This window comes from Oceanobacter mangrovi, assembly GCF_019740315.1.
GTDB classification, from domain to species: Bacteria; Pseudomonadota; Gammaproteobacteria; order Pseudomonadales; family Oceanobacteraceae; genus Oceanobacter; species Oceanobacter mangrovi.
Map to the genome: position 1 here is coordinate 521435 of NZ_JAHXZR010000001.1, position 14581 is coordinate 536015.

At 56.1% G+C, this 14581-nt stretch carries 13 protein-coding genes and 1 pseudogene; 11 read left to right on the forward strand and 3 right to left on the reverse strand.

The features are described 5' to 3' along the window. Positions 1-137 precede the first annotated feature (137 nt). From prfH to K6123_RS02330, 3 genes and pseudogenes are all read right to left on the reverse strand, one after another. Positions 138-800, reverse strand: coding sequence for a peptide chain release factor H (gene prfH / locus K6123_RS02320; protein ID WP_221793703.1), 663 nt, complete (start codon positions 798-800; stop codon positions 138-140). Continuing rightward, a complete protein-coding gene (locus K6123_RS02325) occupies positions 800-1972 on the reverse strand; it encodes an RNA ligase RtcB family protein (RefSeq protein WP_221793706.1) in 1173 nt (390 codons plus the stop codon). The genes prfH and K6123_RS02325 overlap by 1 nt, the downstream gene beginning before the upstream one ends. A 266-nt stretch (positions 1973-2238) precedes the next feature. Further along, positions 2239-2334: pseudogene (locus K6123_RS02330) on the reverse strand (peptide chain release factor family protein); the annotation flags it as partial. Positions 2335-2994: 660 nt separating this feature from the next. Between K6123_RS02330 and K6123_RS02335 the strand changes: the two are divergent. The 11 genes from K6123_RS02335 (at position 2995) to K6123_RS02385 (ending at position 14579) form a co-directional block, all read left to right on the forward strand. Then, positions 2995-3231, forward strand: coding sequence for a hypothetical protein (locus K6123_RS02335; protein WP_221793708.1), 237 nt, complete (start codon positions 2995-2997; stop codon positions 3229-3231). Between the two features lie 387 nt (positions 3232-3618). Continuing rightward, the gene (gene urtA / locus K6123_RS02340) at positions 3619-4911 is read left to right on the forward strand and encodes an urea ABC transporter substrate-binding protein (protein WP_221793710.1); all 1293 of its coding nucleotides are present in this window, start codon (positions 3619-3621) and stop codon (positions 4909-4911) included. A 225-nt stretch (positions 4912-5136) separates the two neighbouring features. Continuing rightward, positions 5137-6744, forward strand: a complete 1608-nt coding sequence (urtB, locus tag K6123_RS02345) for an urea ABC transporter permease subunit UrtB (RefSeq protein ID WP_221793712.1) — start codon at positions 5137-5139, stop codon at positions 6742-6744. Further along, a complete protein-coding gene (gene urtC, locus K6123_RS02350) occupies positions 6741-7925 on the forward strand; it encodes an urea ABC transporter permease subunit UrtC (RefSeq protein ID WP_425517695.1) in 1185 nt (394 codons plus the stop codon). Before urtB ends, urtC begins: the two co-directional genes overlap by 4 nt. Further along, positions 7922-8770, forward strand: coding sequence for an urea ABC transporter ATP-binding protein UrtD (urtD, locus tag K6123_RS02355; RefSeq protein WP_221793714.1), 849 nt, complete (start codon positions 7922-7924; stop codon positions 8768-8770). The genes urtC and urtD overlap by 4 nt, the downstream gene beginning before the upstream one ends. Further along, a complete protein-coding gene (gene urtE, locus K6123_RS02360; protein WP_221793716.1) occupies positions 8767-9504 on the forward strand; it encodes an urea ABC transporter ATP-binding subunit UrtE in 738 nt (245 codons plus the stop codon). The genes urtD and urtE overlap by 4 nt, the downstream gene beginning before the upstream one ends. Positions 9505-9553: 49 nt before the next feature. Then, on the forward strand, positions 9554-10477 hold the full coding sequence (locus tag K6123_RS02365) for an urease accessory protein UreD (protein WP_221793718.1): 924 nt from the start codon (positions 9554-9556) through the stop codon (positions 10475-10477). A 93-nt stretch (positions 10478-10570) separates the two neighbouring features. Then, on the forward strand, positions 10571-10873 hold the full coding sequence (gene ureA / locus K6123_RS02370; protein WP_221793720.1) for an urease subunit gamma: 303 nt from the start codon (positions 10571-10573) through the stop codon (positions 10871-10873). A gap of 232 nt (positions 10874-11105) precedes the next feature. Further along, on the forward strand, positions 11106-13169 hold the full coding sequence (ureC, locus tag K6123_RS02375; protein ID WP_221793721.1) for an urease subunit alpha: 2064 nt from the start codon (positions 11106-11108) through the stop codon (positions 13167-13169). Positions 13170-13306: 137 nt separating this feature from the next. Beyond that, positions 13307-13861 carry an urease accessory protein UreE gene (ureE, locus tag K6123_RS02380; protein WP_221793723.1) on the forward strand — a complete coding sequence of 185 codons (555 nt, stop codon included), beginning with the start codon at positions 13307-13309 and terminating at the stop codon, positions 13859-13861. Continuing rightward, positions 13791-14579, forward strand: coding sequence for an urease accessory protein UreF (locus K6123_RS02385; RefSeq protein WP_246624565.1), 789 nt, complete (start codon positions 13791-13793; stop codon positions 14577-14579). The genes ureE and K6123_RS02385 overlap by 71 nt, the downstream gene beginning before the upstream one ends. The last annotated feature ends 2 nt before the right edge of the window (positions 14580-14581 follow it).

The following is a 14581-nucleotide window of genomic DNA, read 5'->3' on the forward strand; positions in this document are numbered from 1 at the left end:
CCTGGAAACACCCAAGCCTGCAGGCCTCCGGGATGGCGGCCTGACCGGCGTTGATTTTGCCGCTCCATGAGCGGCTTTTTTATGCCCGAATCTGGAGTGTCTGACTCCCACGCTCCTGCGTGGAAGCCCTGAGCTCTCTAACCCTCCACAAACGCCGGCCCGACAAACCGCCGCTGTGGATTACCCCGTTCCAGTTGCCAATGTTGCTGCCAACGCTGTTGTTCACCTTGCGCACGTTGCGCCTGTGCCAGCAAGGCCAGTTTGTGCAGAATCAACAGACGCGCCAGTTTCTTGTTGGTGTGCTGGCTGCGCTCGGTTTCCACTCTTACCTGAATACCACTCGGCAGGTGTGTGGCCTGCACGGCGGAGTCGGTGGTATTCACATGCTGTCCGCCAGCACCGGAGGCCCGGCAGCTGCGGTACTGGATCGTGTTATCCAGATTCCCGTTCCCGTTTCCCCCAGAACCCGGCTCTCCAGAACCAGATACCTCAAAATCAGATGTATCAAACAGCTCTCCACTGAAATACCAGTTCTTGCGCTTGTGCGCCGGACGATAGGGGCTAGCGCAGACCCACAGCAACACGCCTTGCCAGCACTGAGAAAAGGGCAAGGCATCCTTGCCCTGAATCCCGATCAGCAGTGACTTGAAACAGCCAGGTCGTCGGTCGCCTTGCTGCTCCAACAGTTGCAGCTCGACATCGTACTTGCGAGCTTCATCCTGCATACGCTGCCAGGCCAGCGCCACGGCACGACTGCATTCTTCCGGCCCCTGGCCTGCGGATAATTGCAATAACAGCATCAGCAGTGACCTCCCAGGGTTTTGAAGGTCAGCACCGGCTTCAATCGTGCAACCAGTCGGATCAGCCCGGCCTCCAGCATATCGTCGATCACCCGGCGGCTGTCCTTGTAAGCCTGTGGAGCCTCCTCGTACAGCAGCTCCTTGTTACCGCAGATCACCTGACTGCCCAGTGCCGTACGCTGTAAATCAGCCTGGCTGTATTTGTGCGCCAGCCGTCCCTTACAGTCGCTGCGTTTCCACTTGCGTCCGGCACCATGTGCCAGTGAACACAAGGCGGCCGGATCGGCGTCAGTCAGCGGCGCAACCAGCCAGGAATAATCCCCGCGCGAGCCGGGAATCACCAGCAGTGGTTGATCCGCTGGTGTCGCGCCCTTTCGATGTAACCAGCCTTGCTGTTGTGTGTTCACATCCCCATCAGGGTAGCTGAACGGCGTCACCAGATTGTGGTTAACATCCAGCAGTGGCTGGCCCTCAGTGCGTACCGCTTCCAGAAAGCGCCGGGCGATTAAAACCCGGTTCAGTTCGGCCCAGCGTAGCGCATCGTTATGCTGCTTTAGATAGTCCCGCTGTTCGGGAGTGTTATCAGCCAACCCCTGATGACCAAACTGCTGCACATGCTGTTGCAGAATGCTCTGGCCATAACCGCGGGAACCGGAATGCACCAGCAGCTGCAAGTGCTTCGGGTCTAGACCTGCTACCGCGAACAGCGCCTCATCAAATACCGCATCGACCTGCTGGAATTCGGCAAAATGATTACCGCTGCCAATGGTGCCTAACGCGCTGTCAAAGCCATCGTTGGTGATGACTCGGGCGCTTTTTTCGGACTGAATCAGCGAATGCCAACTGGCATCCAAAGGCTGTTCGACGTTCTTAAGTGAGTTAGCCAGCTTGTCCGGTTTGGCCTTGCGACAGGCCAGACCGGTTTGCCACAGCGACATACCGCAACCGATATCACTGCCAACCAGCGCAGGGTACAACTGACCGAGACTGAAACAGGCGACACCAATCGGATAACCCTTGCCAGGGTGCAGGTCTGGCATACCCGCCACCTGCTGCATCCCCGGCATCGCCGCCGTGGTATGCAATTGTTGAATCGCCAGCCCTTCAATCCAGCTGTGTGCTGAGGCGACCAGACTAATATGTTCAGACAGAATTTGTATGGACGTGCCCATAGCTCCAATTCTCTTTTAGATGGATAGAAAAAGATTCGAATTGGCAGGCCGCAGAAAACTGAGCCCGGGCAGTCAGATATTCCTGCAAACAGCAGGAACAGGATTAACCGTGGGCGAGGCCTGCAAGGGAGTTGAAAAACGACATAATAAAATCTCCTCTGCAGTTGAAGGTTGGGACCATTATCGTCTGGATAGTGGTCGAAAAGTGAGCGCATGGTAGCGGCGGATGGGGCTGGAGGCAAGCCATGTTCACGCGTGTATACGGTTTGGCTGCGATCGGTTTCCACTCTTACCTGAATACCACTCGGCAGGTGTGTGGCCTGCACGGCGGAATCGGTGGTATTCACATGCTGTCCGCCAGAATAGCGTTGACCACCGTCACCATATTCCAGCGAGCAGTGTTTTTGACAGTGGGCATGGCGGAGCTCGGATTCAACAGTTGTCCCATGCTATCAAGAAGGCCACACTGCCAACGGCTTGGTAAATCAGTGAACCGTCACAGACAGTTCATGATGATTATCTCAGTTAGATAACGCCCTCAAGATACTGCCTATCAAATGTGATGAGTTGCCCACTCAAAAGATCTGACTTGCCTAATCTGCCCGCTCGAAATAACTCAAAGGAACTGGTCGATGAGCGATGAGCAACTATTTATAACTTATAACGAAGGATGATTTATATCGTATTGGAAATACTGACAGTCCCCTCGACTTGGGAGACTTCGCGCTGGTGAAATCCAGCTTATTGAAGTGAACGGCGTTAAAACAGTTATTGCAAATGGTAACGGCGTGAGTGTTTTTAACAAGGCTGGTCTGGAGCCATTCCCGTTGACTGGCTGGGTTTGGGAAATTAGCAGGGCACGCCTTTGCTCCCTGAGCTGAAGTTAGTAAAGCGGGGATCTCATGGCCACCATATGTTGGCTCCGGTTCGTAATATGACGTTGGGGCGATACATCGGTGCCCTGGAAAGTGTCGTCGTACACTGCGAAAAACTCTACAAGAAAAAAGTGTGAGGTGATCCAAATGCGAGAGTTACAACTGAATTTTGATAGCGCGGCCTTCAACATGTTGTGGCGCTCATTGGCTGCCAGAGAAAAGGAACTGCTGAGCATTGTAGAAAACAACGATGAAGAATCCGACGAAGCCATTGATGCTGCAAATGACATCATTGCTTTGCGACTATTTCAGATTGAAGTTAAGTCTCAGGCTGAAGGGATTTTCAGTGATAACGTTTTTTCGCTGTCGAACGAATATCTCTGATAGCAAGAACGCCGTACCACGTTCATGGCGTGGTATTCGGCAAACCATTCAGAATTGCTTTCGAATAAGCAGGCATAAAAAACCGCGGTGCACAGCGAGGGTGTTCATCTTTCTTTGTCAGCTCTCTCAGGCTTAAAGCAGCTTCACTGACCCGGGCATGGCCCAGGCGATTGGCATCTACCATCGGCGGCAAACCGCTTCCTACGACCTCAGACCCCGACCTCCCTCCACCTACGTCAAATGACGTATCCCTCTACGCGCAAACGCGCAGTTGCTTGCGTTAATCGGCCAATATCGGTCGCGCGCGGGTTTTTCAATAATGGATTTCGAGAACGGGGGAGGGATGCACTGCATCCACACTAGAAAATCCGAGCAGAGGAACTCGACATGAAATTCAACAAGCTGTTTGCAGGTGTAACACTGGCGCTGGGCACGTCCATGATCAGCTTCACCGCCGCTGCGGGTGACACGATCAAGGTGGGTGTATTGCACTCCCTGTCTGGCACCATGGCAATTTCCGAGACCACCCTGAAAGACACTGTTTTGATGATGATCGACGAGCAGAACAAGGCTGGCGGCTTGCTGGGCAAGAAGCTTGAAGCTGTGGTGGTTGACCCGGCTTCCAACTGGCCTTTGTTTGCCGAGAAAACCCGCGAGCTGCTGACCAAGGATGATGTGGATGTCATCTTCGGTTGCTGGACGTCGGTTTCCCGTAAATCTGCCTTGCCGGTACTGGAAGAACTCAATGGTCTGATGTTCTATCCGGTGCAGTATGAAGGCGAAGAATCCTCCAAAAACGTTTTCTACACCGGCGCAGCGCCTAACCAGCAAGCCATTCCTGCGGTTGATTACCTGATGAACGACCTCGGCGTTGAGCGCTGGGTTCTGGCCGGTACTGACTACGTTTATCCGCGTACCACCAACAAGATTCTCGAAGCCTACCTGAAGGCCAAGGGCGTGAAGCCAGCCGACATCATGGTTAACTACACTCCGTTTGGTCATTCTGACTGGCAGTCGATTGTTTCTGACATCAAGAAATTCGGCAGCAAGGGCAAGAAAACCGCAGTGGTTTCCACCATCAACGGTGACGCCAACGTACCGTTCTACAAGGAACTGGGTAACCAGGGCATCTCTTCCGAAGACATTCCGGTAGTGGCGTTCTCTGTGGGTGAAGAAGAGCTGTCTGGTATCGACACCAAGCCACTGGTTGGCCATCTGGCTGCCTGGAACTACTTCGAGTCTGTCGATACCGCTGAAAACGAAAAATTCATCGACACCTGGCACACCTTTATCAAGAACGACAAGCGGGTAACCAACGACCCGATGGAAGCGACCTACATTGGCTTCAAAATGTGGACCCAGGCGGTCTCCCAGGCTGGTACCACCGACGTCGACAAGGTTGAGCAGGCGATGATCGGCCAGAAAGTGAAAAACCTCACTGGCGGTACTGCGGTAATGAACAAGAATCACCACCTGAGCAAGCCGGTACTGATCGGTGAAATCCAGGATGATGGCCAGTTTGAAGTGGTTTGGGAAACCGACGGTGTGGTACCGGGTGATGCCTGGTCTGACTACCTGCCAGGCTCGAAAGACCTGATCTCTGACTGGACTGCGCCAATCAAGTGCGGCAACTACAACGTCAAGACCAAGTCTTGTGGCGGTGCGATGGCTGCCCAGTAAGGCCCGTGCGGCAGGACGCTATGCCCTGGATTTGATGGGCATGGCCCATCCTGCCAGCAAGCAGGTTAACACCGCAAGCAGGTCGGGCCTTGCCCGACCTTGCCGATAACGGCCACCATCCAATTATCCACAGCTTCACCCGCGCTGCCGCGGGATGTCCCAACCGAAGCGGAGAACAACGTGAAACAGATACTTTGCATCAGTCTTTGGCTGATGGGTTGTCTGATGCCTGCAGTTTCTTATTCAGAAACCCTCACCGACGCGCTTGAAAGCCCTGCAGCCACAACCCGTACTGTGCCGGAACTGGTGCAGGAGTTGACTGAAAAATCCCTCACCCAGGCGGTGCCGGTGCTGGAAGCGCTGGAGCAACAGGGCGGTGAGGAGATGCTGCCGCTGTTCCGCACCATGCTGAATGGCGACCTTTATTACGTGAAAGACACGTCGCAGGTGGTCGGCAAGACTGACACCGCTGGCGAAGAATCCTACGCCGATATTCTCACCAAAGCGGCGGTGACTGGCCTTGGCAGCCGGGATGTGAAGAAGATTCGCGTCAACAACACCCTGCGCAGCTATTTGCGCAACGCCATTGCCCGCATCCAGCTGTCGTCGGCCAATCCGCACAGCCGTGAGCAGGCGGTGCTGAGTCTGCTGTCAGAGCTGGATAACGACACCGTTGGCCAGATTCGTGAAGCACGTGCCAACGAGTCTGTCGAGGAAGTCCAGCAGGCGATGGATCTGGCGCTGGCAATGTACGCCCTCGATCAGGGCAGTTCCGATATCGAGAAGCTCGATGCCGTTGAAGGTCTGGCAGGCAGCCTGCAACCGGAAGCCCGTAACATGCTGCGCAAATACGCAGAAATGGAGCCGGATCACGCCGATTACAGTGCCAGGGTCAGCGCCGCTGCAGCGAAGGCGCTGGAGCGAATTCAGGAAAAAGTCGAGTTCTACGGGTTTATCGACCAGCTGTTTTTCGGATTGAGTCTGGGCTCTGTGCTGCTGCTGGCGGCCATTGGTCTGGCGATTACCTTTGGTGTGATGGGTGTGATCAATATGGCCCACGGCGAAATGATCATGCTGGGTGCCTACACCACTTATGTGATCCAGCAGCTGATGCCGAACCATATCGACCTGTCGATCTGGATTGCGATTCCGGCGGCCTTTGTGGTTTCCGGTCTGGTGGGGGTAGCGATTGAACGCGGGGTGATTCGGCACCTGCACGGTCGGCCACTGGAAACCCTGCTGGCGACCTTTGGTATCAGCCTGTTCCTGCAACAGTTGGTGCGTACCGTGATTTCTCCCCAGAACGTACCGGTTTCAACACCGGACTGGATGGCGGGCACGCTGCAGATCAACCCGGTGTGGTCGCTGACGCTGAACCGGTTGTACATCCTGGCGTTTGCGCTGCTGGTGTTCTTTGCGTTGCTGATCATCCTCAAGAAAACCAATCTTGGTCTGAATGTCAGGGCGGTCTCTCAAAACCGCGCCATGGCCCGTGCCATGGGCGTGCGTTCTGATCGTGTCGATGCCATGACCTTCGGGCTGGGTTCCGGTATCGCCGGCATTGCCGGGGTGGCACTGAGCCAGCTGACCAACGTCGGCCCCAACCTGGGCCAGAGCTACATCATCGACTCCTTTATGGTGGTGGTATTTGGTGGCGTCGGTAATCTCTGGGGCACTTTGGTCGCCGCCTTTTCGCTGGGGATCGCCAACAAGTTCCTTGAGCCGGTCACCGGTGCCGTACTGGCCAGCATTCTGGTGCTGGTGTTCATCATCCTGTTTATCCAGAAACGTCCGAAGGGACTGTTTCCCCAGAAAGGGAGGGCTGCTGAATGAGTACTTCAGGCATGCTGCAATCTGTCTTTAAAGATCGGGGTCAGCCCGGCGGCCGGGTGATGCCGTTTGTGATCATCCTGTTGGTGGTAACCGTGCTGGCGTCGGCGCTGAATCTGCTGACGCCGGAGGGTTCGGCGCTGCACGTCAGCACCTACACCATCACCTTGCTGGGCAAATATCTGTGTTATGCCATGTTGGCGCTGGCGGTCGATGTGGTGTGGGGTTACTGCGGCATTCTGAGCCTGGGGCACGGTGCTTTCTTTGCGCTTGGCGGGTACGCCATGGGCATGTACCTGATGCGTCAGATCGGCGATCGCGGTGTTTATGGTAACCCGCTGCTGCCGGACTTTATGGTGTTCCTCGACTGGCAAGAGCTGCCGTGGTTCTGGCTTGGTATGGACCAGTTCTGGGTTGCCATGATCATGGTACTGCTGGTGCCGGGCGTGCTGGCCTATGTGTTTGGCTTCCTGGCGTTCCGCTCGCGGGTAACCGGTGTTTATCTGTCGATCATGACCCAGGCGCTGACCTATGCGCTGATGCTGGCTTTCTTCCGCAACGAAATGGGGTTTGGTGGCAACAACGGCCTGACCGACTTCAAGGACATTCTGGGTTTTGACCTGCAGTCGGATACCACCCGCATTGTGCTGTTCCTGCTGACGGCCGGATTCCTCTGTGCGGCGCTGCTGACCAGCCACTGGATCATGAACTCCCGCATGGGCAAGGTGATTCTGGCAGTCCGCGACAGCGAAGCCCGCACCCGTTTTATCGGCTACAAGACTGAAACCTACAAGGTCTGGTTGTTTGTTTATTCCGCTGTGATTGCAGCGATTGCCGGTGCCCTGTATGTGCCACAGGTCGGCATTATCAACCCCGGTGAGTTTTCTCCGATCAACTCGATTGAAGTGGTGATCTGGGTCGCTGTTGGTGGTCGTGGCACCCTGATTGGCGCGGTGGTCGGCGCGCTGCTGGTGAACTATGCCAAGACCCGTTTTACCGCGATTCTGCCAGAAGGCTGGCTGTTTATGCTGGGAGCGCTGTTTGTGCTGGTCACCCTGTATCTGCCAAAAGGCCTGATCGGCCTTTACAGCCAGCTGAAACAGCAGCTTGGTGCGGGCAAACCCGCGGCGGCTGGCACTGGCAAATCCTCCAGCGCAGCTAAAACCGAAGGAGCAGGCGCATGAACATGATTACCGAGCGCGCGGATCAGGCCCGTGAATTTTTCCGCCCGGATCAGGTGTGGCCATTCCTGGTACCACCACAGCAACAGAGCGTCGATGTTTCCAAGCAGGTGCTGTTGTACATCGAAGGGGTCAACCTCAGCTTCGATGGCTTCAAGGCGCTCAACAACCTCAACCTCTATATCAACGACGGTGAGCTGCGCTGCCTTATCGGCGCCAACGGTGCTGGTAAAACCACGCTGATGGACGTGGTTACCGGCAAAACCCGGCCAGACACCGGGTCGGTGTATTTTGGTTCCAACATCAACTTGCTGGAGCACAGCGAGGACGAAATCGCCCAGCTGGGCATCGGTCGCAAGTTCCAGAAGCCGACCGTGTTCGAAGCCCAGACGGTATTCGACAACCTCGAACTGGCGCTGAAATCCAACAAGGGGGTGATCGCCACGCTGCTGTCACGGCTGTCGCCAACCGAGCTACTGCGCATCGACGAAGTGCTGCAAATCATTGGTCTGCAGGATCAGAGGTTTATGTTGGCGGGTGCCTTGTCGCACGGTCAGAAACAGTGGCTCGAAATTGGCATGTTGTTGATGGCTGATCCCCGTTTGCTGCTGGTGGACGAGCCGGTCGCGGGCATGACGCCACAGGAGACCGAGCGCACCGCCGAGCTGCTGACCTCTCTGGCCGGTGAACGTACCGTGATTGTGGTCGAGCACGATATGGAGTTTGTTCGCTCCATCGCTCGCACCGTAACTGTGCTGCATCAGGGTTCAGTGCTGGCAGAAGGCTCCATGGATCAGGTGCAGAACAACAAAGACGTGATCGAAGTGTATCTGGGAGAAGAAGCATGATTGCCATTAACCAGGTCGACCAGCTGTACGGCGGCACCCAGATTCTGTGGAATCTGGATCTTAATATCGAAAAGGGTTCCTGTACCTGCATCATGGGCCGTAACGGCGTTGGCAAAACCACCTTGCTGAAGTGCCTGATGGGGCTGCTGCCAATTTCCAGCGGTGAAATCCTGCTCAACGGTAACGCCCTGCACAAACAAACTGCTGAAGCACGAGCGCTGGCGGGCATTGGTTTTGTGCCCCAGGGACGCGATATTTTCCCGATGCTGACGGTGGAAGAAAACCTCCGTATTGGCCTGCCGATTCGCAAGCAACGGCTAAAGTTATTGCGCGAGGCCGGGGTTAAGGTCAAAGACGAAACCCATGATATTCCGGCAAAAATCTTTGAGCTGTTCCCGGTGCTGAAGCAGATGCTGCATCGTCGTGGCGGTGACCTCTCGGGTGGTCAGCAGCAGCAACTGGCGATTGGCCGGGCGCTGGTGATCGAGCCGGAAGTACTGATTCTGGACGAGCCCAACGAAGGTATTCAGCCCAATATCGTCAAACAAATTGGCGATGTGATCCTCAAACTCAATGCCGAAGAAGGCTTGACGGTTATCTTGGTGGAACAGAAACTCGGCTTCGCTCGCCGGGTCGGACGTGAATTCAGGCTGATGGAAAAGGGCCGGGTTGTCGCCAGTGACAAAATGGACAATCTGAGTGACGAGCTGATTCGTCAGTATCTGGCGGTATGATATGGCAATTTCCTGACCGAACGGTCATGTAAGAACACGGAGCTAATGAATGAATCTTCCCACAGGCTCGCTGGCATCGACCGCCGCCGCGCCGGAAGGGGTGACTGCAGCATCACCTTCCCGCTGGGATGCCTCGTTAACGCTGGGCATTGAAGCCACCGCACGAGGCTCAGTACTCAAAAGCAAGTCTCATCAGGGACCGCTCTACATCCAGAAGCCCTTCTATCCGGAAGGGCGCGAACTGGCACACCTGTACTTGTTGCATCCGCCGGGCGGCATGGTTTCCGGCGACACCCTGGCAATTGCTGCCAACCTTGGCAGCAATGCCGCCGCGCTGATTACCACGCCGGGTGCCGGACGGGTCTACAAGGCCCGCGCCGACAAGTCGTTGCAACGCCAGATCATTGAATTCAACGTCGCTGACAACGCCTCGCTGGAATGGCTGCCACTGGAATCGATTATTTATCCCGGTGCGGTTACCCGTCTTGAAACCCGTGTGAATCTTCACGGTAACGCCCGTTATATCGGTTGGGAAGTGACCAGCCTGGGTTTGCCCGCCGCGGGCAAGGCTTTTGATGAAGGCAGCGCCATGAGCCAAAGCCTCAACATCTGGCGCGATGGCAGGCTATGCTTGCGGGAACGTCTGGTCGTAGACGGCTCAAAGCAGGGCATGTTGCAAGCCAGTTGTGGCCTCAAACAACGGCCGATCAGTGGCACCATGGTGGCGGGTCCCTTTGGCGCTGATGCGGTTTCCGAAGCCCAGCTGGACGCGCTTCGGGCGCTGTGTGACCGCTGGATTGAACAGGATAAGGACGCTTTGGCTGGCGTCACTCTCAATCACGATTTTCTGATTGTGCGTTATCTGGGCAGTTGCTCGGAACAGGCGCGCAAGCTGTTTGGTGAATGCTGGGCGCAGATCCGGCCGCTGTTGCTGGCCAGAGAGGCCTGTGCGCCGAGAATCTGGGCGACCTGACGTCTGAAGCGATTAGATGCAAATTAACTCGTTACCATGCTTTATGTGGTGGCGGCACCGGTAAAACCGGAAAGAAATAACAACGAGGGCTCTATGGAACTGTTGCCAAGAGAAAAAGACAAGCTGCTGATTTTTACCGCAGCACTGCTGGCGGAACGTCGCCTCAACCGTGGCCTCAAGCTCAACTACCCGGAAGCGGTGGCCTACATCACCATGGAAATCATGGAAGGTGCCCGAGACGGTAAAACCGTGGCGGAGCTGATGAGTTATGGCAAAACCCTGCTGAGCGCCGATCAGGTGATGGCGGGCGTACCTGAGCTGGTGCATGAAGTGCAAGTGGAAGCGACTTTTCCCGATGGCACCAAGCTGGTCACGGTCCACGAGCCGATTTGTTAAATCGCCTGCTATGTAGGTTGGGCCTTGCCCAACACCTGATGGACGTGGCCTATCCTACGGCTTAGCGGATTCACGGCTTCGTAGGTCGGATAAATGAGCGCAGCGAACGCCATCCGACAGAAATCGTAGGGTGTATTAGCGGCACGCGTAATACACCAGAACGTCCGATCAAAATAAAGCGTCCGACGTCATACCTCCGACGTCCGACCCAAAACACCACAGGGAGACACCGATGTTTATTCCAGGTGAAGTACAAGCCGCCAGCGGCGAGATTGAATTAAACGCTGGTCGCAAGACTCTCAAATTGCGTGTGGAAAACACCGGTGATCGTCCGATCCAGGTGGGTTCGCACTATCACTTTGCTGAAACCAACCTGGCGCTGAGTTTTGATCGCCAGGCGGCGTTGGGTTTCCACCTCAATATCGCTTCTGGCACGGCAGTGCGTTTTGAGCCGGGCCAGGGCCGTGAAATTGAGCTGGTGGAGTTCGCTGGCAAGCGTGAAATCTACGGTTTCCGTGGCGATGTGATGGGCGCTCTGCCTGCCGCTGCAGGTGCCGATTCTGCCACCGTCACTGCCAAAATGGATCGCACCGCCTACGCCCAGATGTTCGGCCCAACCGTCGGCGACAAGGTGCGCCTGGGTGACACCGATCTGTGGATTCAGGTCGAGAAAGATTTCACCGTCTATGGCGATGAAGTGAAGTTTGGTGGCGGCAAGGTGATCCGTGATGGCATGGGTCAGAGCCAGATTATGAACTACCCTGCCGACGGCAGCGAAGGTTCGATGGATCTGGTGATTACCAACGCGCTGATCCTGGATCACTGGGGCATCGTCAAGGGTGACGTCGGTATCAAGGAAGGCCGTATTGTGCGGATCGGCAAGGCCGGTAACCCGGATGTGCAGGCCAATGTTGATATCATTGTTGGCCCGGGTACCGAGGTGATCGCCGGTGAAGGTTCGATCCTGACCGCTGGTGGCATCGATGCCCACATTCACTTTATCTGCCCACAGCAGGTCGAAGAAGCGCTGATGAGCGGTGTCACCACCATGATTGGTGGTGGTACCGGCCCGGCGACCGGCACCAATGCCACCACCTGTACTTCTGGCCCCTGGTACATCGGCAAGATGATCCAGAGCACCGACGATATGCCAATGAACTTTGGCTTTCTGGGCAAGGGCAACGCTTCCCTGGCTGACGCGCTGGAAGAACAGCTGCAAGCCGGTGCCTGTGGCCTCAAACTGCACGAAGACTGGGGCACCACACCAGCCGCGATCGATTGCTGTCTGACCGTGGCCGACAAGTACGATGTGCAGGTGGCGATTCACACCGATACCCTGAATGAGTCCGGCTTTGTTGATGACACCATTGGTGCTTTCAAGGATCGGGTGATTCACACCTACCACACCGAAGGTGCCGGTGGTGGCCACGCGCCGGATATTATCCGTGCCTGTGCCTACCCGAACGTACTGCCATCGTCTACCAACCCGACCCGTCCTTACACGGTCAACACGGTGGACGAGCACCTCGACATGCTGATGGTTTGCCATCACCTCGACAGCTCGATCCCGGAAGACGTTGCTTTTGCTGATTCCCGCATCCGCAAGGAAACCATCGCGGCGGAAGATATCTTCCACGACCGCGGTGCCTTCTCGATGATTTCGTCCGACTCCCAGGCAATGGGCCGGGTCGGTGAAGTGGTGACCCGTACCTGGCAAACCGCCCACAAAATGAAAGTGCAGTTTGGCCTGCTACCGGAAGATGAAACCCTGGGTAGCGATAACTTTCGGGCCCGTCGCTACATCGCCAAGTACACCATCAACCCGGCGATTGCCCACGGTATCAGCCACGAAGTCGGTTCGATTGAAGCGGGCAAACTGGCGGACCTGGTGCTGTGGAAACCGGCATTTTTTGCCACCAAGCCTTCAATGATCATCAAGGGCGGCATGATTGCCGCGGCGCCAATGGGCGACCCCAACGCCTCGATTCCAACACCGCAGCCAGTACACTACCGGCCGATGTTTGGAGCCCACGGCAAGGCGACCGCCCAGACGGCCTTTACCATCGTCAGCCAGGCCGCCCTGGATAACGGCATCAAGGAAAATCTGGGTATCAACCGTCAGCTGGTGGCCTGTAAAAACACCCGCAATATCAGCAAGAACGACATGGTGCTGAACAACTGGCAGCCAACCATCACGGTTGATCCGCAAACCTATGAAGTGCGTGCCGACGGTGAACTGCTGACCTGTGAACCGGCAACTGAACTGCCGTTAGCTCAGCTGTATAACCTGTTCTGATTTGGTGCTTGTGCGGTTGTTCTGCATCTGTAGGAGCGGATTTATCCGCGATGTTCCCTCGCGGAGCGTGGGAACGAGGTTTGACATTTATCGGCCCCCACGCTCCTGCGTGGGAGCCGACTGAACCGGAGAAATCCATGCTGGAAATTTATGAACGCCTGGGGGTTCCTGAAAAAGCAGGGGACCCGGCTGGCCCGGTCTACGCAACCGTATGCCTGACTCACGAACAACGTGATCGTGGCCGCCTGCGGCTGACCAGTACCGATGGTGAAGAAGTCCGGGTGTTTCTGGAACGTGGCAAGGCCTTGCTGGTGGGCGAGTTTCTGAAAAGCCACTGCGGCAAGATCGTCAAGGTTGAAGGGGCACCGGAACCGGTCACCGAAGCCACCTGTGACGACTGGCATACCTTTGCCCGCGCCTGTTATCACCTCGGCAACCGCCATGTGAAATTGCAGGTGGGCGACAAGTGGCTGCGTATCACTCCTGACCATGTGTTAGAAGAAATGCTGGAACTGCTGGAGCTGACCATCAGCCATAAAGAAGAAGTCTTCGTTCCCGAGAACGGTGCTTATTTTAAAGGACTGGGCGGCCACTCTCATGGTCATGACCATGGCGACTCACATGGCCATAGCCATTCGCATAGCCACGATCATGACCACAGCCATCACCACTCGCACAGTCATGAGCACTGAGACCGTGGCTATCGAGCCACAGGCGGAAACGCAGATAGCTTCCGGGCTGCAATTGGTCCGACTGATGCACTTGTCATCAGTCTCATTACCCGTGGGCGGTTTTGCCTTTTCCCATGGGCTCGAATACGCCATTGAAACCGGCTGGATTCGCAAGGCACCGCAGGTCAGTGACTGGGTGCGTGAACAACTGCATATGGGGCTGTCGTCGACCGACGTGCCGATTCTGCAACGGGTAATGGACGCCTGTTCGGGAGTCGCAGGCAGTGCTGAAGAAACCGCCCGTTTGCGGGAGCTGAATAATCTGGTGTTGGCCTGTCGGGAAACCCGCGAGTTGCGGCTGACCGATACTGCCATGGGCGAAGCGCTGGTGCGGCTGATGAACAGTCTGCAGCTGCAACAGCCGTTCGAATCCAGCGACGATGTCAGCTTTGTGGTGCTGTTTGGCGTCGCCGCCAGTCGCTGGGGCATTGATTATCCATCAGCCGCCAATGGCTTTTTATGGTCCTGGCTGGAAAACCAGATTGCCGCGGCCACCAAGCTGGTGCCGCTGGGACAAACCCAGGCGCAGCAGTTACTGGTCGAATTGCAGCCGCAACTGGCTGTTGCCATCAAGGCGGCAGAGCAGATCAGTGACGACGACATTGGTGCCGGTTTGCCGGGGCTGGCGATTGCCAGCAGCAGACATGAGCACATGTATACAAGATTATTCCGCAGCTGAGA